This window comes from Kitasatospora sp. NPDC056184, assembly GCF_042268405.1.
Classification (GTDB): domain Bacteria; phylum Actinomycetota; class Actinomycetes; order Streptomycetales; family Streptomycetaceae; genus Kitasatospora.
In genome coordinates this window covers 487623-510013 of the sequence record NZ_JBHJUI010000001.1, presented here as the reverse complement: position 1 = coordinate 510013, position 22391 = coordinate 487623, and the positions used below count along the sequence as shown (strand labels likewise).

The 22391-nt window shown below is 75.3% G+C and carries 18 protein-coding genes; 9 read left to right on the top strand and 9 right to left on the bottom strand.

Annotated features, from left to right (window positions below):
• The first annotated feature begins 12 nt into the window (after positions 1-12).
• The 7 genes from ACFC0B_RS01680 to ACFC0B_RS01650 all read left to right on the top strand — a co-directional run bounded on the left by ACFC0B_RS01680 (position 13) and on the right by ACFC0B_RS01650 (position 10243).
• Positions 13-441, top strand: a complete 429-nt coding sequence (locus ACFC0B_RS01680; RefSeq protein WP_376080639.1) for a PPOX class F420-dependent oxidoreductase — start codon at positions 13-15, stop codon at positions 439-441.
• A gap of 274 nt (positions 442-715) precedes the next feature.
• Positions 716-3079 carry a lamin tail domain-containing protein gene (locus ACFC0B_RS01675; protein WP_376080637.1) on the top strand — a complete coding sequence of 788 codons (2364 nt, stop codon included), beginning with the start codon at positions 716-718 and terminating at the stop codon, positions 3077-3079.
• Positions 3080-3286: 207 nt separating this feature from the next.
• A complete protein-coding gene (locus tag ACFC0B_RS01670; protein ID WP_376082352.1) occupies positions 3287-5410 on the top strand; it encodes a TerD family protein in 2124 nt (707 codons plus the stop codon).
• A gap of 280 nt (positions 5411-5690) precedes the next feature.
• Positions 5691-5849 (top strand): hypothetical protein, encoded by a 159-nt coding sequence (locus tag ACFC0B_RS01665; RefSeq protein WP_376080634.1) that lies wholly within the window; start codon positions 5691-5693, stop codon positions 5847-5849.
• An 80-nt stretch (positions 5850-5929) separates the two neighbouring features.
• The gene (locus ACFC0B_RS01660) at positions 5930-8245 is read left to right on the top strand and encodes a heavy metal translocating P-type ATPase (protein WP_376082350.1); all 2316 of its coding nucleotides are present in this window, start codon (positions 5930-5932) and stop codon (positions 8243-8245) included.
• Positions 8246-8301: 56 nt separating this feature from the next.
• Positions 8302-8799: a copper chaperone PCu(A)C gene (locus tag ACFC0B_RS01655; RefSeq protein ID WP_376080631.1), complete on the top strand. Its 498-nt coding sequence runs from the start codon at positions 8302-8304 to the stop codon at positions 8797-8799.
• Positions 8800-9001: 202 nt separating this feature from the next.
• Positions 9002-10243 carry a hypothetical protein gene (locus ACFC0B_RS01650; protein ID WP_376080628.1) on the top strand — a complete coding sequence of 414 codons (1242 nt, stop codon included), beginning with the start codon at positions 9002-9004 and terminating at the stop codon, positions 10241-10243.
• A gap of 292 nt (positions 10244-10535) precedes the next feature.
• Here the strand turns inward: ACFC0B_RS01650 and ACFC0B_RS01645 are convergent, their stop codons facing one another.
• Together ACFC0B_RS01645 and ACFC0B_RS01640 are read right to left on the bottom strand one after the other, a co-directional pair.
• Positions 10536-11570, bottom strand: coding sequence for an Acg family FMN-binding oxidoreductase (locus ACFC0B_RS01645; RefSeq protein ID WP_376080625.1), 1035 nt, complete (start codon positions 11568-11570; stop codon positions 10536-10538).
• 195 nt (positions 11571-11765) lie between these two features.
• Positions 11766-12674, bottom strand: a complete 909-nt coding sequence (locus ACFC0B_RS01640) for a universal stress protein (protein ID WP_376080622.1) — start codon at positions 12672-12674, stop codon at positions 11766-11768.
• A 586-nt stretch (positions 12675-13260) separates the two neighbouring features.
• On the opposite strand from ACFC0B_RS01640, the gene ACFC0B_RS01635 reads away from it, so the two are divergent.
• Positions 13261-14997 carry a GAF domain-containing protein gene (locus ACFC0B_RS01635; protein ID WP_376082347.1) on the top strand — a complete coding sequence of 579 codons (1737 nt, stop codon included), beginning with the start codon at positions 13261-13263 and terminating at the stop codon, positions 14995-14997.
• Between the two features lie 126 nt (positions 14998-15123).
• Here ACFC0B_RS01635 and ACFC0B_RS01630 read toward each other — a convergent pair whose 3' ends face one another.
• From ACFC0B_RS01630 to ACFC0B_RS01600, 7 genes are all read right to left on the bottom strand, one after another.
• The gene (locus tag ACFC0B_RS01630) at positions 15124-15582 is read right to left on the bottom strand and encodes a pyridoxamine 5'-phosphate oxidase family protein (RefSeq protein ID WP_376080620.1); all 459 of its coding nucleotides are present in this window, start codon (positions 15580-15582) and stop codon (positions 15124-15126) included.
• A gap of 222 nt (positions 15583-15804) precedes the next feature.
• Positions 15805-16530 (bottom strand): response regulator, encoded by a 726-nt coding sequence (locus tag ACFC0B_RS01625; RefSeq protein ID WP_376080617.1) that lies wholly within the window; start codon positions 16528-16530, stop codon positions 15805-15807.
• A 170-nt stretch (positions 16531-16700) separates the two neighbouring features.
• Positions 16701-17141, bottom strand: a complete 441-nt coding sequence (locus ACFC0B_RS01620; protein WP_376080614.1) for a nuclear transport factor 2 family protein — start codon at positions 17139-17141, stop codon at positions 16701-16703.
• A 149-nt stretch (positions 17142-17290) separates the two neighbouring features.
• Positions 17291-17821 (bottom strand): hypothetical protein, encoded by a 531-nt coding sequence (locus ACFC0B_RS01615; protein ID WP_376080613.1) that lies wholly within the window; start codon positions 17819-17821, stop codon positions 17291-17293.
• A 181-nt stretch (positions 17822-18002) separates the two neighbouring features.
• Positions 18003-19673, bottom strand: coding sequence for a cytochrome c oxidase subunit I (ctaD, locus tag ACFC0B_RS01610; RefSeq protein ID WP_376082344.1), 1671 nt, complete (start codon positions 19671-19673; stop codon positions 18003-18005).
• A gap of 498 nt (positions 19674-20171) precedes the next feature.
• Positions 20172-20657 carry a pyridoxamine 5'-phosphate oxidase family protein gene (locus tag ACFC0B_RS01605; RefSeq protein WP_376082341.1) on the bottom strand — a complete coding sequence of 162 codons (486 nt, stop codon included), beginning with the start codon at positions 20655-20657 and terminating at the stop codon, positions 20172-20174.
• A 53-nt stretch (positions 20658-20710) separates the two neighbouring features.
• Positions 20711-21523: a sigma 54 modulation/S30EA ribosomal C-terminal domain-containing protein gene (locus ACFC0B_RS01600; protein ID WP_376080610.1), complete on the bottom strand. Its 813-nt coding sequence runs from the start codon at positions 21521-21523 to the stop codon at positions 20711-20713.
• Positions 21524-21742: 219 nt separating this feature from the next.
• Between ACFC0B_RS01600 and ACFC0B_RS01595 the strand changes: the two genes are divergently transcribed.
• Positions 21743-22387, top strand: a complete 645-nt coding sequence (locus ACFC0B_RS01595; protein ID WP_376080607.1) for a class I SAM-dependent methyltransferase — start codon at positions 21743-21745, stop codon at positions 22385-22387.
• Positions 22388-22391: the final 4 nt, after the last annotated feature.

Genomic DNA, 22391 nt, shown 5'->3' with positions numbered 1-22391 from the left:
AGAATGCCCGGCATGAGCGCCGCCACCCCCCACCCCGACCCGCACCGGCAGAAGCGGCTCGAACGCCTCGTCAGCCTCTCCTCCGGAAGCTATCTGCTGGTCACCACCTTCAAGAAGGACGGCACCGCCGTGCCGACCCCGGTCTGGGTGGTGCGCGACGGCGAGGCGCTCGGCGTCTGGACCGTCGCCGACTCCTGGAAGGTCAAGCGGATCCGCAACCGCCCGGACGTCCTGGTCGGCCCCTGCGACGTGCGCGGCAACCCGACCGGCGAGTCCTTCCCTGCCACCGCCGAGATCCTCGGCCCGGAGCGCACCGCCGCCTACCGGACGCTGCTGCGGCAGAAGTACGGACTGGTCGGCGTCCTCACCCTGCTCGGCAGCCGGCTGCGGCGCGGCGAGCGCGGCACCGTCGGCATCCGGCTCACCCTCACCGAGGGCTGACGGGCCACCACCCCCGGACCCCGCACCGCCCAGCCCTGCACCGCCCAGCCCTGCACCGCCCGGCCCGACACCACCCGGCCCCTCCCCGTCCGACCCCGCAGCACCGGTCACATCCGCCCCCCTGAGCCACGGGCGCCTCATCCGGTACATGTCAGCAAAACGTTCTCCCGTTGTACGCCTGGCCGTCCGCCAGAGCGTGCGGTATGGCAACGGTGGCGCTGCTACAACACACAGCGCCCCACCATCAACCGTTCACGCATCAGGAGGACGCCCCATGCGGCGAACCGATCGAGTCCGGCTCCGTGCGCTGGCGGTGGCATCGGCCGCCGCCGTCGTGGGAGCGCTGATAGCCCTGCCGGCCGGCACCGCGCACGCGGTGTCGCCGGACATCGTCATCAGCCAGGTGTACGGCGGCGGCGGCAACTCCGGCGCCCCGTACGCCAATGACTTCATCGAGCTGTACAACCGCGGCACCGCGCCGGTCACGGTCACCGGCTGGACCGTCCAGTACGCCTCGGCGGCCGGCTCGTCGTGGGCGAAGACCACGCTGTCGGGCACCATCGCCCCCGGCAAGTACTACCTGGTCCAGGAGGCGGCCGGCGCCGGCACGGGCGCCGCCCTGCCGACCCCGGACGCCACCGGCACGATCGCCCTGGGCGCCAACGCCGGCAAGGTCGCGCTGGTCACCAACTCCACCGCGCTGACCTGCTCCACCGGCTGCGCCACCCAGCCCGGGGTGAAGGACTTCGTCGGCTACGGCACGACCGCGAGCTCGGCCGAGGGCTCGCCGACCGGCAACCTCGCCAACACCACCGCCGCACTGCGGGCCGGTGGCGGCGCCACCGACACCGACAACAACGCGGCCGACTTCGCCGTCACCGCGCCCACCCCGCGCAACTCCTCCTCCGGCGGCGGGACCGGCGGCACCCGCATCCGCACCATCCAGGGCGCGGCCCGCACCTCCCCGCTGGCCGGCCAGGCGGTCAGCGCCGTCCCCGGTGTGGTCACGGCGGTCGGCCCGAGCGGCTACTGGTTCCAGGACCCGCAGCCCGACGCCGACCCGGCCACCAGCGAGGCGGTCTACGTCTACACCGCGGGCGCGCCGGGCGTGGCCGTCGGCGACTCGGTCACCGTCAGCGGAACGGTGAGCGAGTTCCGGCCGGGCGGCACCGGCGGCACCACCAACCTCACCATCACCGAGCTCACCGCGCCCACCACCAGCGTCCTCGCCCACAACGTCGCGCTGCCCGCGGCCACCGTGGTCGGCGCGGGCGGCCGGGTCCCGCCGGCCGCGGTGATCTCCAGCGTCACCACGGGCGACGTCGAGACGGCCGGAAACTTCCAGCCGGCCACCGACGGCCTGGACTTCTGGGAGTCGCTGGAGGGCATGCGGGTCCAGCTGAACAACGCGGCCGTGGTCGGCCCGACCACCTCCTTCCGCGAGATCCCGGTCGTCCCGCAGGGCTCGACCACCCGCACCACCCGCGGCGGCATCCTGCTGCAGGCCGCCGACGGCAACCCCGAGCGGGTCCTGCTGGACGACGTGCTCGCCCCGACGCCGACCGCCAACGTGGGCGACACCCTCTCCGGTGCCACCGTCGGCGTCCTCGACTACTCCTTCGGCAACTTCAAGCTGCTGGTGACCGCGACCCCGACCGTCGCCTCCGGCGGCCTCACCGCCGAGACCACCGCCGCCCCGACGGCCGGCCAGCTCGCCGCCGCGACCTTCAACGTCGAGAACCTCGCCCCGAGCGACCCGCAGAGCAAGTTCGACGGCCTCGCCGCGGCCGTCGTCAACAACCTCCGCTCGCCCGACCTGGTCGCCCTGGAGGAGATCCAGGACAACTCCGGCGCGACCGACAACGGGGTGGTCGCGGCCGACCAGACCGTGGCCAAGCTGGTCGCCGCGATCACCGCGGCCGGCGGCCCGGCCTACTCCTACCGCCAGATCGACCCGGTCAACGACCAGGACGGCGGCCAGCCCGGCGGCAACATCCGCCAGGTCTTCCTCTACCGCACCGACCGCGGCCTGAGCTTCACCGACCGCCCCGGCGCCGGCTCCACCACCGCCGACTCGGTCGTCAACAACGCCGGCACGCCCGCCCTGGCCTACTCCCCCGGCCGGATCGACCCGGCCAACTCGGCCTTCAACGCCAGCCGCAAGCCGCTCGCCGGCGAGTTCCGCTGGAACGGCCGCCCGGTCTTCGTGATCGCCAACCACTTCAACTCCAAGGGCGGCGACCAGCCCCTCTTCGGCCGCTACCAGCAGCCGACCCGCCCCTCCGAGACCCAGCGGCACGCCCAGGCCACGGTGGTGAAGAACTTCACCGACCAGATCCTCGCCGTCGACCCGAACGCCGCCGTCATCGTCCTCGGCGACCTCAACGACTTCGAGTTCTCCCAGACCGCCGACCTGCTCACCGCCGGCGGCTCCCTGGTCGACCTCCCCCGCACCCTCCCCCTCGCCGAGCGCTACACCTACGTCTACGAGGGCAACTCCCAGGTGCTGGACCACATCCTCATCTCCCCCTCCCTCGCCGCGAAGGCGTACAGCTACGACATCGTCCACCTCAACAGCGAGTTCGCCACCCAGCTGAGCGACCACGACCCGCAGGTCGTCCGCATCCCGCTGCCGTAGCGCCCCACGCCCCGCACCCACCCGGCTCCCGCTGCCCCGGCGTCACCTCCCCGACGCCGGGGCAGCGTCGTACCCCGCGCCCGGGCAGAACCGATTGGCTGCATACAATCTCCTCGCAATCCCGTCATATCAACCGGTCACCACACATCGCGGTTGCGCCCACGCCGATGGCGCGACCCGCTCCTCTGGGGGACATTCGTGCAGGAAATGGTCAAGGGCGCCAACGTCGGACTCGCGGCGCTGGGCGAGAGCACCGACGCCGTCACGGTGATCCTGGGATGGAGCAGTCCCGGGGGCGACGGGGACGCGGACGTCTCGGTCCTGCTCCTGACCGGTGAGGGCAAGGTCCGCGACAACGCCGACTTCTTCTTCTACAACAACCCCACCGCCGAGGACGGCAGCGTCCACCTGCTCGGCCAGAGCCCGACCGAGGTCGGCACCGAGGACCGCATCCAGCTCGACCTCACCGCCGTCCCGGCCGACATCGAGCGCCTGGTGGTCGCCGCGAGCCGCCATCAGCGCGCACCCTTCGGCCAGTTGGAGGACCTCCGGCTCGAACTGGCCGGCCCCGGCGGCGAGCGGCTGCTCGGTTTCTCCATCACCGACGCCGACTCCGAGAGCGCCTTCGTCTTCGGCGAGATCTACCGCCGCAACGAGGAGTGGAAGTTCCGCGCGATCGGCCAGGGCTACGCCACCGGACTCGCCGGGCTGGCCACGGACTTCGGCATCGAGATCGAGGACGACGAGAACGACGACGCCGAGAACGAGTACGCCGAGGGCGACCACGTCGACGGCGAAGGCGACGAGTCCGCCGCGACTGCCACCGCCGGCGAGGCCCCCGGCCAGGCCGAGCCGAAGGCCGACCCGGCAGCCGGTGCAACGGCCGGCGCGATGACCAAGCCGCCGGTGCCCGCCCCGGTCCCGGCCCCCGCGCCGCAAGCCGCGGCCACGCCCGCCGCGGCGCCGGACGCCGCCGCCGTCCCGGACCAGGAACCCGCGGCACCGACCGCGCCCAAGCGCCTGCGCACGGCCAGGAAGAAGGTCACCCTCCCCAAGGCCGCCAAGCCCTCGCTCGCCGAGAACGACAGCTGGCACACCGCTCGGCTCTTCCCGGCCACCACGCTGAAGAGCGACCGCGAGCGCGAGGTCCGGGCCACCTCCGTCCTGCTCTCCGTGATGGCCCAGGTGCCGGAGTTCGGCCGCCGCCTCACCGCGGCCTTCGGCGCCCCCGCCGGCCGCACCGAGACCTTCACCGAGGTCTCGCTCCCGCACGGGGACTCGCCGAAGCGGCCCGACGGCGTCATCCGCGTCGAGCGCGCCGGACGGCTCTGGACGGCGCTCGTCGAGAGCAAGACCAACGGCAACCCGCTGAAGGCCGAGCAGGTCCAGGACTACATGGACATCGCCGCCCGGCGCGGCTACGAGGCCGTCATCACCCTGTCCAACGACGTGGCCCTGGAGGGGAGTCCGCTCGTCCAGGTCAAGGTCGACGGCCGGCGCAAGCACAAGGTGCTGCTCGGCCACCTCTCCTGGGCCGAGGTCGCCTACCAGGCGAAGATGCTGATCCGCCACGAGGGCGTCGGCAACCCCGCGCACGCCTGGCTGCTCCAGGAACTGCTGCACTACCTGCAGCACGAGAACTCGGGCTGCCACGGCTTCCAGAACATGGGCCCGGCCTGGGTCCCGGTCCGCAAGGCCATCGACGAGGAGACGCTCACCGCCGGGGACGAGCGCGCCACCCAGGTGGTGGAGAGCTGGGAGCGGCTGATCCGCCAGGTCTGCTTCCAGCTCGGCGGCGAACTCGGCGTCAAGGTGCTGCCGGTCCAGCGGGCCCGGCGCGGCGAGGACGCCGGGACGCGGCGGGCCGCGCTGGCCGACCGGCTCTGCGCGGACGGCCGGCTGAACGCGGAGATCCGGGTCGAGGACGCCGCCGGCACCATCGCCATCGCGGCCGACCTGCGGGTCGGCAAACTGCGGACCTCCACCGAGATCCCGGCCCCCGAGCAGGGCTACCCGCTGAGCTGGGTCAAGCGGCTGGTCCGGCAGCTCGGCGAGGCCCCGGCCGATCTGCACGTCGAGACGCTCACCGACGGCGCCGCGGCCGGTCCCCGGGGCACCCTGGAGAAGCTCCGGCCCGAGCCGGGCGACCTGCTGCCGAAGGACTCCTCGAAGATCACCGGCTTCCGGCTCTCGCTGTCCAAGAGCACGGGGAGCACGCGGGGGAACGCCGAGAGCGGGTTCATCCGGAGCGTGGACGCCGCCGTCGAGCGGTTCCACTCGGGCGTCCTGGTCCACCTCGACCAGCGGACGGGCCGTCGGGCGGCGCCGTGACCCGGTAGGCGGAAGGCCGTGACGGGCCGGGGTGCGCGCGGGAGACCGGGCGCGCCCCGGCCCGTCGCGCGTCCGGACGGGGCACAACGGGACGGGGCAGAACAGGACGGGGCACGACGGGGACGGAGCGCAACGGGGACGGGGCGCAACGGGGGCGGGGCAACGGGCGGAGCAACGGGGTGGGGGTATGTGATTCGGGTCATTCGGGGTGTTCGGGAACTCCGCGGGTCGATGGGACGACTGGTGGGGGGTGAGTGGGATGACGCCGGGTGGCCGGCCGTTGAGTGTGCTGGCGGGGTTCGCCCTGCTGCTGGTGGTGGTGTTCGTCGTGGCCTTCGCCGTGGGGCGCGGGGCCGGGCCGGTGACGCCAGGGCTGACGCCCGGCGGCGGGGGCGGCGCCAAGCCCGGGATGGGGCACGACATGGGGGCGGGCCGGTGACGTCCTTGACGGAGAGTCCGGGGAGCGCGGGCAGCGGGGACGCCGGGGCGCTCGTGAGCACCGACCTGGCGGTCGGCGGGATGACCTGCGCGGCCTGTGTGAGCCGGGTCGAGAAGCGGCTGGCTCGGATCGAGGGCGTGAGCGCCGGGGTGAACCTGGCCACCGGGCGGGCGCGGGTGCTGCACCCGGCCGGGGTCGGTGTCGAGGAGCTGGTCGCGGCGGTCGAACGGGCCGGGTACACGGCCGAGCCGGCGCCCGAGGGGGTGCCGTCCGCCGGTCCGGTGGCGGAGGACGCCGCGGACCGCACGCGGCTGCTGGTCACGGCCCTGCTGGCCGTGCCCGTGGTGGTGCTGTCGATGGTGCCCTCGCTGCAGTTCGCGGCCTGGCAGTGGGTCTGCTTCGGACTGGCGCTGCCGGTGGTGAGCTGGGGCTCGGCCGGGTTCCACCGCCGGGCCTGGCAGGGCCTGCGGCACGCCGCGGCGACCATGGACACCCTGGTGAGCCTCGGCGTGCTCGCGTCGTTCGGCTGGTCCGCGTACGCGCTGCTGTTCGGCGGGGCGGGCGAGATCGGCATGCGGATGCCGTTCTCGCTGACCGCGGACGGCGGCGGCACCGCGCACGTCTACCTGGAGGCGGCCGTCGGGGTGCCGCTGTTCGTGCTGGCCGGGCGGCTGCTGGAGGGGCGGGTCCGGCAGCGCAGCGGTTCGGCGCTGCGGGCGCTCGCCGAACTCGGCGCGAAGGAGGTCTGCGTCCGCGATCCGCGCGACGGTGAGGAGCGCCTGCTGCCGATCGAGCGGCTGCTGCCGGGGCAGGAGTTCGTGGTCCGGCCGGGCGAGCGGGTGGCCACCGACGGGGTGGTGGTCGAGGGCGGTTCGGCGCTGGACCTGAGCCTGCTGACCGGCGAGTCGGTGCCGGTGGAGGTCGGCCCGGGCGACCAGGTCGCGGGCGCCACGGTGAACGTCGGCGGGGCGCTGGTGGTGCGGGCGACGGCGGTCGGCGCGGACACCCAACTGGCCCGGATCACGGCGCTGGTGGCGGACGCCCAGGCGGGCAAGGCGCGGGCGCAGCGGCTCGCGGACACGGTCGCCGGGGTGTTCGTGCCCTGCGTGCTGACGGTGGCGGTGTGCGTGCTGGGCTTCTGGCTGGGCGCCGGCGCCGACCCGCAGGCGGCGGTGACGGCGGCGGTCGCCGTGCTGGTGGTGGCGTGCCCGTGCGCGCTGGGCCTGGCCACGCCGACCGCGCTGCTGGCGGCGACCGGGCGCGGCGCCGAGCTGGGCGTGCTGGTGCGCGGCCCCGAGGTGTTGGAGAGCCTGCGCCGGGTCGACACCGTGGTGCTGGACAAGACGGGCACGCTGACCACCGGTCGGATGGAGCTCGCCGCGGTGGCCGTGGCCGCCGGCGCGGGGGTGGACGAGGAGCGGGTGCTGCGGCTCGCGGGAGCCGTCGAGCACCGTTCGGAGCACCCGATCGGGCGGGCCGTCGTGGGGGCGGCCCGGGCCCGGTGCGGCTCCGAGCCCCTTCCGGCGGTGGCCGACTTCACGGCCACCGCCGGAGTCGGGGTGTCCGGCGAGGTCGAGGGCCGCCGGGTGCGGGTGGTCCGCCCGGACGACGCCGGCGGGCCGCTGCCGGAGGAGCTGGAGCGGGCGCTGGCGGACGCCGCGGAAGCGGGCCGCACACCGGTGGTGGTCGAGCTGGACGGGCGGCCGGCGGCCGTCCTGGCGGTCGGCGACACGCTGCGCTCGGGCAGTTGGCGCGCGCTGCACCGGCTGCGCGGCATGGGTCTGGAGCCGGTGCTGTTGACCGGGGACGGACCGGGCGCGGCCCGGTCGGTCGCGGCGGAGCTGGGCATCGAGGCGGTGCACTCCTCGGCCTCGCCGGAGCGCAAGGCCGAGGTGGTCGCGGAGCTGAAGGCCGCCGGGCGGACCGTCGCGGTGGTCGGGGACGGGGTCAACGACGCCGTCGCGCTGGCCTCGGCGGACCTCGGGGTGGCGCTGGCCTCGGGCAGTGACGCGGCGATCGGCGCGGCCGGGCTGACGCTGGTGCGCGGGGAGATCGAGGCGGTGGTGGACGCGGTCCGGCTGGCCCGGCGCACCCTGGCCACGATCCGGGTCAACCTGCTCTGGGCGTTCGGCTACAACGTGGTGCTGATCCCGCTGGCGGCGGTGGGGCTGCTGAACCCGATGCTGGCGGCGGTGGCGATGTCGCTGAGCTCGCTGCTGGTGGTGGGCAACAGCCTGCGGCTGCGGACGTGGCGCCCCGGGCGCGGCGGCGCGGACGGGCGCGGGAACGGGCACGGGGACGGCGGTCGCGGCGGCGGTCCCGGCGCCCGCGATGCCACCGGCGGCGCGGCGCGACGGCCGGCCCGGGCGCGGCGTTCGGCGGGTGCGGCGTGGTGAGCGGGCCGACGGCGGGGCGGCCGGTGGGACGGGCACAGGAACGGATGGCGGGACGGATGTCGGGACGGACCGCGGAGCGGCTGCGGGTGGCTGGGCCGCCGGTGGCGGCGGCCGCGGTGGCGCTCGCTCTGCTCTCCGGGTGGACGGCGATCGGCGGGGCCGGGACGGCGCGCCCGGTCGAGGTGGAACCGGGCTGGCTGCTGCTGCCCGCGGCGGGCGGGGTTCCGGCCACGGCCGCCTTCTTCACCGTGCGCAACCCGGGCGACATACCGGACGAGCTCACCGCCGCGAGCTGGGAGTTCGGCGGCAAGGTGACGCTGAAGCGGCACCTGCACCAGGGCGCCTCGGGCCGGTGGGAGGCGGCCCCCGCGCTGCCGGTGCCGGAGCGCGGCGAGCTGGTGATGTCCCCGGAGGACGCCGATCTGATGATCACCAATCCGCCCCCGCTGAAGGTCGGACAGTGGGTGGAGTTCACCCTCAGCTTCCGCAACAGCCCGCAGCTGCGGGTCAAGGCGGAGGTACGGCCTCCCGGCGGGCGGCGGGGAGGCGGCTGAGCCTCTCCGCCGAGGGGGGCCGGGCTGCTGTCGGTGCGGTCCGGTAGTTTGTGCCCGTCCCGAGGAGGGCGCCGGCAAATGGGGTGCCCGAACCGATCCGCCTGTGCTTGTCTGTGCCACGTCGTCACGCGTCACGTCGTCACGTCGTGCCGGACGCACTCGCGCACCCGCCGTCACACCCAGGAGCACCGCCATCAACACCGTGATACGCCGGTCCGCCCGCACCACCCTGGTCGCGGCAGCCTGCAGCGCCGTTCTCGCCACCGGGCTCGCCGCCTGCGGCACCGTGCAGCAGCTCAGCGCCGCCGACAAGGTGTCGACGGCCTTCGACAAGCTCGGCCGGGGCAAGTCCTTCAGCGCCAAGCTGTCGGTCGAGGCCACCGCCGACCAGATCGAGGCGTTCGGGGCGGCCACCGGCGAGAAGATCGACAAGGAGAGCGCGGCCGCGCTGTCCGCCGTGAGCCTGTCCGTCGCGGTCAGCGCGGACAAGCCGCTGAAGGACGTCAAGCCGTCCAAGGGCGCCGACGGCACCGCGGCGGCCGACGCCTCGCTCTCCACCTCGGTCGCGCTCACCGGCAAGGGCGACGCGTCGCTCTTCGAGCTGCGCCAGATCGGCAACCGGGCCTACGCGCGGGCGGACCTCCCCAGCTTCGCGCGCCTGGTCGGCGAGGACCCCTCCGCGGTCAAGGAACTGACCAAGGACCTGCCCGCCACCCTGAAGGGCGCGCTGGAGGGCACCTGGGTCTCCTTCGACACGAAGGAGCTCAAGGGGGCCGGCGGGGCGAGCGGCACGGGCGCCAACGGGGCCTCCCCCACCCCGACCCTCGACCCCAAGCTCTCCGACGGCCTGGCCGCGTCGCTGAAGGACATCCTCAGCCACGACCTGTCCTTCGAGGACAAGGGGAAGCAGGACGGCAAGGAGCGGATCACCGTCACCGCCCCGGCCCGCAAGCTCGCGGACGACCTGCTGAAGGCCTTCGAGCCGCTCACCAAGGAGATCCCGGACCTCGGCAAGCTGCCGAAGACCGCCCCGAAGGACGTGCCGGACCGCAACCTGGCCCTGGACCTCTTCCTCGACGGCGGCGCGCTGTCGGCCGTGACCTTCGACCTCGCCCAGCTGGCCGAGAAGGCCGGCCCCGGCACCCCGCTGCCGCTGAGGATCGCGTTCGGCAAGGACGCCCCGGCGGTCCAGGCCCCCGCCGGCGCCGCCACCGTCACGTCGGAGGACCTCGGCAGCCTGCTCGGCGGGTTCCTCGGCGGCGGCCCGCTGGGCACCGACGGACCCGGCGCCGACGGCCCGGACGCGGCTGCCGCGCCGCTCACCGACGCCCAGGTGAAGGAACTGACCGCCGGTGGCGCCATGAGCGAGGAGCAGGTGCGCCTCTACAACAAGCTGGGCATGAGCTACCAGGACATCAAGGACCTCGCGAGCATGGGTTCCTGACCGCGCGCCGCACCCGCGCAGCACGACGACGTCCGCCCCGCCGCCGCCCGTTCGGGTGGCGGCGGGGCGGACGTCGTGTGCGGTGAACCCGCCGGGCCGCGCGTCCGTCCTCCCCGTCGAGGGCGCGGGGAGAGCGACCGGTCCTCCCTGCGCGGCCACCTGACCCGCGGCGCCGGCGCGCAGCGCGGACGGCACTGGACCGCTTCGGCCCGGATCTCCCGGGTCCGCCCCCTCGGGTCCCGGCGGCCCCGGGAGAGCGCGTCCGCCGGGCGGGCGCGCTCCCGGGTCGTCGCTACGCCGGGGCCGGACCGCCGGACACCGGCGGGTCGAGGACGTCCGCCAGCGGCCGGCGCGGCGTGGCGGCCCCGGGCGGGCCGTAGCCCACCCGCAGCACCAGCTGGACGTGGCCGGGCCCCTCGGCGGGGTCGCGCAGCCGCCAGCGCAGATCCGGCCACTCGACCGCCTGGTGCAGCACCGTCAGCCGCAGCCCGTGCACGGTGGCCAGCAGCCAGACCCGCTCCAGCGCCTGCCCGGTGCGCAGCCAGTCCGCGGGGCCGTCCCCGGCGGTGGCGAGCGTGCACAGCTGGGGCAGCGCCTCGAAGCGCTGGGACGGCTGCAGCGGCCCCTCGTGGTGCGGCGGGCGTCCGGCGAACTCGCGCATCGGGACCCGGGCGTCGTGGTCCTGCGGGCCGAGCACGGCGTACGGCAGGCCGTCGGCGGGGGCCTCGCCGGTGTCCGGCCGCAGCCAGGAACGGGTCTCGGCCTGCCGGGCGGGGTCGTGGGCGATCCGGTCCTCGGCCTCGGCGGTGACCTCCAGCACCCGGCGCACCCCGCCCTCCTCCAGCACGGCGAGGGCCACGCCCTCCTCCCGGGCGGCCGCGATCAGCTCCGCGGCGACCGCCTCGGGGACGTCCCGGTTGGTGAACGGCTGACGGCTGGAGTGGCGCTCGGCGATCGCCGGGTAGAGGTCCCGTCCGAACGGCCCGGCCGCCGGGGAGTCCTCGCCGGCGGTGGGCCCGGCGAGGTCGAGGACGGCCAGCAGCCGCGGCTCGGCCGGGTCCGGGAGCAGCCGGACGGCGGCCCGCCGGCCCAGCCGGGCGGCCGCGACCCGGAGGTTGAGCAGGGCGGCGCCCGCCGCGATGTGCAGCGCGGCGCCGTTGGCGTCCGCGAGCGGGACGGAGCGGTCCGGATCGGCGAGCACCTCGATCCCTCCCCCGTCCGGGGTGGGGCGGAACCGCCAGGGCTGGCTGTTGTGCAGCGAGGGCGCCGCGCCGCCCGCGGCGGCGAGCAGTCGCAGGTCGGCCGGAGTGAGGGCTGACTGGGTCATGGTGATCCTCTCCTTGCCTCGACGCTCCGGAGCCGGTCGCCACGGTCGGCGCGGACGCGAGTCCCGGTACTCCCGAGGGTGCGCCGGGCGGGTCACCGGCGACAGGGTCCAACGGCCCGGATGCCGTCCGGGCGGTGCACGGCCGGTCCCGCCCCGAACGGGCCGGCCGTGCGTCCAGGGGTCGCGCCCAGGGGGTCAGTCGTGCGGGACGACCGCCACCGGCGCCTGGGCGTGGTGCAGCACGGCGTGGGCGATGCGGCCCAGCCGGGGGCCGAGGTCGTACGGGCGGCGCCGGCGGCCGACCACGACCAGGGCCGCGCTCGCGGAGTCCTCGACCAGGGTGCGGGCGGCGCCGAGGCGGACCTGCTCGACGACCTCGATGGCGGGGTGGCGTTCGCGGTGCGCGGCCAGGGCTGCGGCCAGGGACTTCTCCTCCGCCGCCTGGAGCTGGGCCATCTCGGTGCCGGACGGCAGGAAGCCGACCACCGCGAAGGAGGGCGGCAGGTCCCAGCCGTGGACGGCGCGGATCCGGGCGCCGCGCACGGCGGCCTCGTGGAAGGCGAAGTCGAGGACCGCGTCGTCGGGCGCGGTGGCGTCCACGCCGACCAGCACCTCGGCCGGCGCGGCCTCCTGCGAGGGCTCTCCGGCCGCCTCCGCAGCCGGCTCGGCGCCCGACTCGGCGGCCTCTCCCGTCGGCCGGACGACCACCACGGGCACGGTGGCGCGCCCGGCGACCGCCATGCTCACCGAGCCGACCAGCAGCCCGGTGAAGCCGCCCAGGCCGCGCGAGCCGAGCACCAGCAGGCCGGCGTCCTCGGCGGCGGCGACCAGGCCGTCCACGGCGGCGTCCAGCACCACGTCGGTGTGGACCGTCAGGCCGGGGTACCGGGCCTGGACCTCCTCGGCCGCCCCGGTCAGCATCCGCTGGGCGGCGACCGGCAGGTCCTCGGGGCCGGCGAAGGAGGCGCGGCCGTCGGTGAGCCAGGGCCAGGCGTGCAGCAGCCGCAGCGGGGCCCCGCGCCGCAGCGCCTCCTCGGCGGCCCAGTGGGCGGCGGCGGTGCTCTCGGGCGATCCGTCGACTCCGGCCAGGACTGCGGGCGTCATGGGGGTTCCTTCCGCTGCGGCCCACCGCGCGGGGCGGGCCTTCGGGTGGCTTCCGGTCGGGGCGGCCGGGGTGCGCTGACGCACCGTCGGCCTCTGTCACCACCCTGGTCCCGGGCCGGGCGGCCCACCAGAGGCCGCAGGGCCCTTGGACCAGGGCCGTAGGTCCCACGACCCGGCCGCCGGACGGCGCGGGCGGCGCGGGCGGCGTGAAACCGGCGCGCGAGTGGCCGATCGCACTCCGTCCGGCGCGTTCATGACCGACCCCGGCGTTCCGCGCACATGCCCACGGCACTAACGTGAATCCGACAATCCGAACCGGTCGCCGACCGGTCACGGACCGGACCAGCAGCACGGGAACACGAGGAGGACGCCGGTGGGCGGCGCGGAGAACACGCGGGCGGGCACCGGCGGAGACCAGCGCGAACGGGCGGACGGCGCCCCGCCGCCCGGCTGCCCCGCCCACGCCGGAACCGCCCGGACCGGAGCCGCCCCGACCACCGCGGCTGCCCAGGCTCCGGCGGCAGCCGCCCCGGCGATACCCGCCGACGCCCGCGCCGGGGCCGGGGCCGGGGCCGTGAACGCCGCCGTGCCCGCGCCCGCGCCCGCCGCCGTCGGCGGCCCGCGGATACCGCAGCTGCGCCTGGACGAGCTGCTGGAGGAGCTCCAGTGGCGGATCGACGCGGCGCGCGGCACCCGGGACCGGGTGCACAGCCTGCTGGAGGCGGTGCTCGCGGTCGGCCGCGAGCTGGACCTCTCCCAGGCACTGCACCGCATCGTCGAGGCCGCCGCCGACCTGGTCGACGCCCGCTACGCCGCGCTCGGCGTGATCGGCGCGGACGGCTACACGCTCTCCCAGTTCCTGACGGTCGGACTCAGCCAGGAGGAGATCGACGCGATCGGCCCGCCGCCGACCGGCCAGGGCATCCTCGGCGAGCTGATCCGCGACCCGCAGCCGCTGCGCTGCCCGATGCTCTCCGAGCACCCGGCCTCGGTGGGCTTCCCGCCGAACCACCCGCCGATGCACACCTTCCTCGGGGTGCCGGTGCGGGTGCGGGGCGAGGTGTTCGGCAACCTCTACCTGACCGACAAGCGCGGCGGCCTGGACTTCGACGCGGACGACGAGGCGGTCATCTCGACGCTGGCGGTGGCCGCCGGGGTCGCGATCGACAACGCCCGGCTGTACGAGGAGGCGCAGCGCCAGCAGCGGTGGCTGCAGGCGAGCGCCGAGATCACCCGCAGCCTGCTGTCGGGGGCGCCCCGGCTGGAGGTCGTGGAGCTGATCGCGCGCCGGGCCCGGGAGATCGCGGGCGCCGAGCTGGCCGATGTGTCGGTGGCGCTGGCCGATCCGGGCCAGCGGGCCGCCGAGCTGACCGTGGAGGTGGCGCTGGGCGGCCGACCGGAGGCCCGGCTCGGGGTGACGGTGCCTGTGGACGGCACGCTGTCCGGCGCCGCGTACGCCTCGGGCTCCCTCGCGAGCAGTGACGAGCTGGAGGGCGACGAGCGGTTCCCGGCCGGGCCGCCCGGGCGGTTCACCGGGCTGGGACCGGCCGTGGCGGTGCCGCTCGGCACCGGCGAGGGCTTCGGACGCGGTGTGCTGCTGCTGGCCCGGGAGAGCGGGCGCCCGCCCTTCACCGCCGAGGAGACCGGCCCGCTGCTGGGCTTCGCCGACCAGGCCGCGCTCGCCCTGGAGCTGGCCGAGCGGCGGCGGGACGCCGAGCAGCTGACCCTCCTGGAGGACCGCGACCGGATCGCCCGGGACCTGCACGACCTGGCGATCCAGCGGCTGTTCGCGACCGGGATGACGCTGCAGAGCGCGGGCCGGCTGATCGAGAGCCAGAGCGCGGCCGACCGCGTGAGCCGGGCGGTCGCGGACCTGGACGAGACCATCAAGATCATCCGCTCGACCATCTTCGGCCTGCGCGCCCACAGCGAGCCGGACCGCGGGCTGCGCGCCCGCGCCACCCGGGTCGTCGGCGAGGCGCAGGCCACCCTCGGCTTCGCGCCGCGGCTCAGCATGGAGGGCCTGCTGGACACCGACGTGCCGCAGGAGCTGGCCGAGCACGTGATGGCTGTGCTCGGCGAGGCGCTCAGCAACGCCGCCCGGCACGCCCGGGCGAGCCGCGTCGAGGTGGCACTGCGCGCGGTCGGCGGGACGGTGACGCTCACCGTGACCGACGACGGCGTGGGCGTGCCCGCCGGGGGGCGCCGCAGCGGCCTGCGCAACCTCTCCGAGCGCGCCGACCGGACGGGCGGCACCTTCGAGCTGCTCCCGGCCGAGGGCGGCGGCACCCGCCTGGTCTGGCAGGCACCGCTGAACCTGTGAGCCACGGGGCCCGACAGGGACCCGCCGCAGCGAGCCGCCCCGGAGGCGGCAGCGAAACGCCGCCCGGCGGATCACCGGGCGGCGTTTCGACGTCCGGGCCGAGGGCGCCGCCGGCGACGCCCGGCCTCAGGACGGATCGGGCATCAGGTCGCGGCCGACGACCAGCTCGGGGGCGATGCGGATCTCCACCCGGGCGCCGGCGGCCGAGGACGGGGACACCGACGGGGACGGGGACGGGGTGGCGGACGGCTCGCGGAGCTCGGCCCGGCCGAGGACGGTGACGCACCAGCCGGTGCCGTCGGTGCCGTCCACCTCGTCGGCCTCGAACGCGATCACCGCGCCGTCGACGGCCCGGGCGAGTTCGGAGTCGGCCGCCGTGGAGAGCAGGACGCCACCGAGCGCGTCCAGCCGGAAGCGGACCGGGAGGACGGCCGGCAGGGCGCCCACGGTGTAGACCACGCGGCCCACCCCGGTTCGGCCCAACAGCTCCAGCGCCCGCGTCTCGTCGAGTTCCCGCGTGCGGCGGGGGTGCGGCCGGACCCGTGGCTCGACCTGCACGGGCGCGGCTTCAGGATCGGCGTTCATAGCAGCGATCGTCGCCCCCGGGGCCCGATCCGGGCGAGGGCCGATGGTCCCGCCGAGAGTCCCGCCCGGCCTACGGCGAACGTCCCGGGGGCGAAGGGGGCCAGCCGGAGGGCGAACGGCCCGAGGGCGAGCGGCCGACCGGTGGGCGACCGCCCGGACGGCGAACGGCCCCGGTCACCGCAGGCGGGCGGGCGACCGGGGCCGGGTCGGGGGGCGGCGGCGTCAGCCGCGGCCGAGCACGCGCGGGTGGTGCGCCGACCGGTCTGCGGCGGCCGACTGGCGCAGCTCGGTGGCGATCAGCGCCGCCTGCACCCGCCGCTCGACGCCGAGCTTGGCCAGCAGCCGGGAGACGTGGTTCTTGACCGTCTTCTCGGCGAGGAAGAGCCGTTCACCGATCTGCCGGTTGGTCAGCCCCTCGCCGATCAGCGCGAGCACCTCCTGCTCGCGCGCGGTCAGCTCCGGGCCGCCACTGGACGGCTGGGCGGGCTCGGCCTCGCTGCGCAGGCGGTTGAGCAGCCGGGTCGCGGCGCCGGGGTCGAGCATCGAGCGGCCGGAGGCGACGGTCCGGACGGCGGCGACCAGGTCGGTGCCGCTGATCTGCTTGAGCACGTAGCCGGCGGCGCCCGCCATGACGGCGTCGAGCAGCGCCTCCTCGTCGTCGAAGGAGGTGAGCATCAGGCAGGCCAGGTCGGGCATCCGGGAGCGCAGTTCGCGGCAGACGGCCACGCCGTCGCCGTCGCCCAGGCGCACGTCCAGAACGGCGACGTCCGGGCGCAGCGCGGGGATCCGGACCAGCGCCTGCTCGGCGGTGCCGGCCTCGCCGACCACCTCCAGATCGGGCTCGCCGTCCAGCAGGTCGTGCACGCCGCGGCGCACCACCTCGTGGTCGTCCAGCAGGAACACCCTGACCGGTGCCGGAGTCTCGGTCCCGGTCGTCTCGCTCGCCATGTCGCGGCTCCACCCTCTTCTCGCCCGGCACACCACACACCGGGTCCATCGCATCATGCCGCACCGTCCGGGCCCAGCCCAGGGTCGAACGGCCCCATTCCGGCCACGCTCGCACCCCGGAAGCAGATCCGGGCGCGGATCCGCGCCCGGATCCGGGCGCGCGGGCGGCGCTACTTCTCCGTGAGGGAGGAGAGCACCCGCTCGACCGCGCCGAAGGCGACCGCGCTGTCCAGCGGGTTGGAGTAGGTGCGCGACCAGGTGATCAGCCCGCCCCGGACCCGCGCGAAGACGACCATGTCGAGGGTGAAGCGCTTGCCGGTGGCCAGGACCTCGCCGTGCAGGCGGTACTCGGCGACGGCCAGCTCGGGGTCGGTGGTGCCGTGCACGCTCACCCGGTCCACGGCGTCGAAGCGCTGCATCGCCGCACCCCGGCGCAGGTGCTCGACGAAGGCCTCCCGACCGGGCCGCTGCGGGGGAACGCCCGGCAGCAGGTAGGGCAGTTCGAAGACGGCGTCGGTGGTGACCAGGTCGGCCACCGCCTCGTCGGGGCCCTTGCCCATGAGCTGGACGAACTGCCGGAGCACCTCGCTCGGGGCGGCGGTGGCGGTCATCGAACACTCCTCTCGACGGTCCGGGGCGAAACCCCGGTCACCTGATCGATCTCCGGATGATTGATATCCGCACCGGACACGCCCCAGCAAGGGCATGAAGAAAGAAAGATGACGATCAGTCAGAATCCTTCAAGTGCAGTCAAGGGTGGTCAGGCGCGGTGCCGGCGGGCGTTGCCGAGACCGATGAGCAGGAAGGCGGTGGAGACGGCGACCGCGCTGCCCGCGGCGGCGGCCAGGCGCGGGGCGAGCGGCCCGCCGGAGAGCAGGATGGAGACGGCGCCGAGCGAGGCGATCGCCAGGCCGACGAGCAGCCAGCCGAGCAGGGCCCGCGGCGAGGGGTGGACCGGCAGGGGCGCGGGGCTCGGGTCGATCAGGGCCCAGCGCACGGCCTCCTCGCGCTGTTCGAGCCGGCTCTGGAGGTGGGCGCGGACCCGCAGCAGGACGCCGGCGACCAGGCCCGCGAGGGCGATCTGGGCGGCGGGCTCCCAGTCGGGCACGGCCAGCAGCAGACCGCCGGCCAGGGCCAGGCCGGCCCACCAGGTCACGCAGGCGGCCGCGGCCGTGCGGGCCGAGCGGGGGCGGTCCTCGCCGGCCTGGAGGTCGGCGATGGCGGGCAGGTACCAGACGCAGCCGGACGCGGTGATCGCGGCGGTGCCGATGGCCAGGACGATGTGGGACATGGGGCCGTGCACTCCTCAAGCCTCGGGCGGTTCGGAGGGGCCGCTCCCGCCCGCCCGGGGGCGACGCGCGGGCGGGAGCGGCGTTCTGGGGGCTGGGGCCGTCAACGGCCGTCAGCCATCGGTGGTCGGCCGTCAGCGGTCGGCGGTCAGAGGTCGCCGGTCGACCGTCAGCGGTCGGCCGTCAGCCGCCGTCGTCCGGACGGCCGGTCGCCGCGCCGCCGTCGAGCGCGCGGGAGCCGCGCCCGCCGGGCACGTCGTACGCGGCGGGGACGACCCCGACCAGGTGCTTGGCCCGCTCGCCGTGGTGGTCCAGGTAGTCGCGGGCGGCGATCTCCGGGTGGTGCAGGTCGAAGGCCGGGGATTCGGAGCGGATCCGCGGCAGCTTGGTGAAGTTGTGGCGCGGCGGCGGGCAGGAGGTGGCCCACTCCAGGGAGCGGCCCCAGCCCCACGGGTCGTCGGAGGTGACCTTCTCGCCGTACTTGGCGGTCTTCCAGACGTTGTAGAGGAACGGCAGGATCGACAGGCCGAGCAGGAAGGAGCCGATGGTGGACACCGTGTTGAGCGTGGTGAAGCCGTCGGAGGCCAGGTAGTCGGCGTAGCGGCGGGGCATGCCCTCGGCGCCGAGCCAGTGCTGGACCAGGAAGGTGCTGTGGAAGCCGATGGTGAGCGTCCAGAAGGTGATCCGGCCGAGCCGCTCGTCGAGCATCCTGCCGGTCATCTTGGGCCACCAGAAGTGGAAGCCGGCGAACATCGCGTACACCACGGTGCCGAACAGGGTGTAGTGGAAGTGCGCGACGACGAAGTAGGAGTCGGAGACGTGGAAGTCGATCGGCGGGGCCGCGAGCAGCACGCCGGTCAGGCCGCCGAACAGGAAGGTGACCAGGAAGCCGACGGTCCACAGCATCGGCGTCTCGAAGCTCAGTGAGCCCTTCCACATGGTGCCGACCCAGTTGAAGAACTTCACGCCGGTGGGCACCGCGATGAGGAAGGTCATGAAGGAGAAGAACGGCAGCAGGACTTGCCCGGTGACGTACATGTGGTGGGCCCACACCGTCACGGACAGGCCGGCGATCGCGATGGTGGCCGCGATCAGGCCGGAGTAGCCGAACATCGGCTTGCGGCTGAAGACCGGGATGACCTCGGAGACGATGCCGAAGAACGGCAGCGCCAGGATGTACACCTCGGGATGGCCGAAGAACCAGAACAGGTGTTGCCAGAGCATGGCCCCGCCGGAGGCCGGGTCGAACACGTGCGAGCCGAACTTGCGGTCGCACTCCAGGGCCAGCAGCGCGGCGGCCAGCACCGGGAAGACCAGCAGCACCAGGACCGAGGTGAGCAGGACGTTCCAGCAGAAGATGGACATCCGGAACATCGTCAGGCCGGGGGCCCGCATGCAGATGATCGTGGTGATGAAGTTGACGGCGCCGAGGATGGAGCCGAAGCCGGACAGCGTCACACCCATGATCCACATGTCGGCGCCGACGCCGGGCGAGTGGATCGCGTCGGACAGCGGCGCGTAGAGGAACCAGCCGAAGTCGGCGGCGCCCTGCGGGGTGGCGAAGCCGGCGGCCGCGATCAGCGAGCCGAACATGAACAGCCAGTAGGCCAGCATGTTCAGGCGCGGGAAGGCGACGTCGGGGGCGCCGATCTGCAGCGGCATGATCCAGTTGGCGAAACCGGTGAACAGCGGCATGGCGAAGAGCAGCAGCATCACCGAGCCGTGCATGGTGAACGCCTGGTTGAACTGCTCGTTGGAGAGGATCTGCGTCCCCGGCCGGGCGAGTTCGGCGCGCATGACCAGGGCGAGGATGCCGCCGATCAGGAAGAAACCGAACGACGACACCAGGTACATGGTGCCGATCGTCTTGTGGTCGGTGGTCGTCAGCAGCCGGACCACGGACGAGCCGGGTCGCTTGACCCGTGCCTGTCCCGGTCGGGCGGCGGACGGCGGCGGCGCGCTGTCGCCCCGTGCCTCGATGGCGCTCAAGGACGCACTCCTTCGAAAACTTCTGCGGATGGATAGCGATCCATGATCGGAACGCACCACCCGTGCGCCCTAGGGCCGTTGGACCCAGCGGGCCCGGGCCGGTGGGCCTCGGATCCGGGCCCCCGGCCGGGACCACTGTCCGCCCGGGCGTCGCCCAGCCGCCCGGCGGGTCCCCGGGGGGCGAGGGAAGACGAAATACCGGCGCGGCCGGGAGAGTTGACGTTCTCCCGGCCGCGCCGGCGGGGCGCGGAACCGTTCTTCCGCGCCGGGGTCCCGGTGGACCGGACACCCCGCCCGGGAGGGGGGCGTCCGGGACCGGGACCCGGGTCGGGGCCCGCGTCGGGGCGGATCGCGGGCCCCTGGTCAGGAGGCGGCGGCCGTGCCCGCGATGAGCCGGTAGCCGGCCACCAGGTCGGGCTGGATGGCCACCGTGTGGTCCATCGAGGCGTTCACCCAGGGGCTCAACAGGGCGCGGTAGCGCGCCAGTCGGGCGGGGTCGGTGACCGGCCGGGCGAAGCCGGTGACCACCACGCTCCAGCCGAGCCGGGTCACCGGGTCGATCGCGTCCGCCTCGTAGGCGACCACCACCCCGGCGTCCTCGCTGCCCAGCGTGGCCGCGGTCAGCGCGGCGCCGTCGTGGGTGCGGATCACGATGGCGTCGTCGACGAACAGGTGGTTGACGGGCCTGATCGCGGGCAGCGCCCGGACCGTGAACACGATCCGGCCGAACGGCGCGCTGCCCAGCAGCCGCAGCGCCTCTCCGCGCTCCAGCGGCACCAGCTCGCGCGGCGGCGCCTCGGCGGGCGGCCGCCGGCCCGCCGGTGCCCCGGGGCGGCGGGGCGCCGGCACCGCGCCGCCGGAACGGCGCCGGGCGCGCAGCCGGCGGCGGAAGGTGTCGTCGCTCACGAGGCGGCCGCGATCAGGCCGAGGCCGCCGTCGAAGCGCCGGTAGAGCACCCGGCCGCGTCCGGAGCCGGGGTGGGCGAAGAACAGGTAGGGAAGGTCGGCGGCGGTCAGCCGCTCGACGGCCCGGTCCTCCGTCAACTCCGGGGCGCCGCACGGGCTGAGGGTCAGCGGCACGGCCGGGCTGGTGGGCGGTCCGGCCGGCACCGTGCGGGCCAGCCGGTAGCCGGTCGGGCCGACCCGGTAGACCACCGCGTCGGTCTCGGTCGCCGGGTCGGTGAACAGGTGGATGTCGTAGTCCATCGCGTCCATCGTGCGGGCCGCGGCGTCCGGCGAGCACCAGACCAGCTGGGCCTGCTTGCGCCGCACGACGGACTGCGGCCGGGCGGGGTACGGGAGTCCGACCCGCGCGACGGCGGCCTCCGCGGCCGCCGGCGCCCCGGAGTCGACCACCGGCAGCAGCGCCCGGGTACGGACCCGGCGCGGCCACGGCCGGGGCGTCCAGCCCGAGGCGGCGGCGGTCATCCGGGCGCGCAGTCCGTCGGCGAGCCGGTCCAGCGCCTCGCCGAGGTCGGCCGCGGCCTCCTGGACGCGGATCCGCCGGCCGTCCACCTCGGCGTTGACCTGGGTCAGCACGCCGGCCCGGTCCACCCCGCCCGCGGACGGCGCGGCGCCGATCGTCCCGACCCGCACCCGCAGCGACTCCACCAGGGCGTCCGCCCCTCCCACCACGGCGGCGATCCGGGCCCTCGCATCGGCCGCGAAGCCCCGCGAAATCCCCTCGCACACCCGCACCGTGACCAACTCGCCCACCTCAGGCCTCTTCCCGTTCCGCCACACTCTGGTCCTGCCGCGCCGACCCGCCCCCGGCGGCCCCGCACTGCGACGCGGCGATCACCATCCCTCCCCGGCACCCCGCTCACAAGGGCCGAACGGCCCCATCGGCCCGCGCCCACCGGCCCCGGCACCCCCGCCGCACCCCCGCCGCACCCCGGCCGCGCAGCGGCCGTTCACCCGTGGCATCATCGGCCCATGTCGGCCCCTGACGACCAGTCCGCGTACTGGAACTCCACCGGAACCACCAAGACCTTCGGCCATCCCCTGCACCGCGCCTGGACGGCGGGCCTCGACCGGGGCGCCGCCCTGCTCGACTACGGGTGCGGCTACGGCCGGCTGGCCGGCGAGCTCACCGCGCTCGGCTTCACCGACGTCGAGGGCGTGGACCCGGCGCCCGAACTGGTCGCCCGCGCCCGCGCCGAGCAGCCCGCCGCCCGCTTCACCGTGCTGGCCGACCCTCCGCGGATCGAGCGGCCGGACGGCGGCTACGACGCGGCCTTCCTGTTCGCCGTGCTCACCTGCGTCCCGGACGACGCGGCGCAGCGGGCGCTGGTCGCCGAACTGCACCGGGTGCTGCGCCCCGGCGGCCTGCTCCAGGTCAGCGACTACCTGCTCCAGCCGGACGAGCGCAACCAGGAGCGCTACCGGCGGTTCGAGGCGCCCCACGGCCGCTTCGGGGTCTTCACGACGAGCGACGGCGCGGTCTGCCGCCACCACACCCGGGCGTGGCTGGACGGGCTGTTCACCGCGTTCGAGCCGGTCGACGAGCGCGAGCTCGCGGTGCTCACGATGAACGGCCGCCCCGCGGTGGCCACCCAGCTGCTGCTCGCCCGCAGGTAGGACC

Bases quoted from the DNA above. Each gene is read 5' to 3' on its own strand.
- ACFC0B_RS01655 (WP_376080631.1), top strand. From the start codon at position 8,302: ATGTCGGGACGGACCGCGGAGCGGCTGCGGGTGGCTGGGCCGCCGGTG.
- ACFC0B_RS01675 (WP_376080637.1), top strand. From the start codon at position 716: ATGCGGCGAACCGATCGAGTCCGGCTCCGTGCGCTGGCGGTGGCATCG.
- ACFC0B_RS01595 (WP_376080607.1), top strand. From the start codon at position 21,743: ATGTCGGCCCCTGACGACCAGTCCGCGTACTGGAACTCCACCGGAACC.
- ACFC0B_RS01640 (WP_376080622.1), bottom strand. From the start codon at position 12,674: ATGACGCCCGCAGTCCTGGCCGGAGTCGACGGATCGCCCGAGAGCACC.
- ACFC0B_RS01620 (WP_376080614.1), bottom strand. From the start codon at position 17,141: ATGACCGCCACCGCCGCCCCGAGCGAGGTGCTCCGGCAGTTCGTCCAG.
- ACFC0B_RS01660 (WP_376082350.1), top strand. From the start codon at position 5,930: ATGACCTGCGCGGCCTGTGTGAGCCGGGTCGAGAAGCGGCTGGCTCGG.
- ACFC0B_RS01615 (WP_376080613.1), bottom strand. From the start codon at position 17,821: ATGTCCCACATCGTCCTGGCCATCGGCACCGCCGCGATCACCGCGTCC.
- ACFC0B_RS01645 (WP_376080625.1), bottom strand. From the start codon at position 11,570: ATGACCCAGTCAGCCCTCACTCCGGCCGACCTGCGACTGCTCGCCGCC.
- ACFC0B_RS01670 (WP_376082352.1), top strand. From the start codon at position 3,287: ATGGTCAAGGGCGCCAACGTCGGACTCGCGGCGCTGGGCGAGAGCACC.
- ACFC0B_RS01630 (WP_376080620.1), bottom strand. From the start codon at position 15,582: ATGAACGCCGATCCTGAAGCCGCGCCCGTGCAGGTCGAGCCACGGGTC.
- ACFC0B_RS01625 (WP_376080617.1), bottom strand. From the start codon at position 16,530: ATGGCGAGCGAGACGACCGGGACCGAGACTCCGGCACCGGTCAGGGTG.
- ctaD (WP_376082344.1), bottom strand. From the start codon at position 19,673: ATGTACCTGGTGTCGTCGTTCGGTTTCTTCCTGATCGGCGGCATCCTC.
- ACFC0B_RS01680 (WP_376080639.1), top strand. From the start codon at position 13: ATGAGCGCCGCCACCCCCCACCCCGACCCGCACCGGCAGAAGCGGCTC.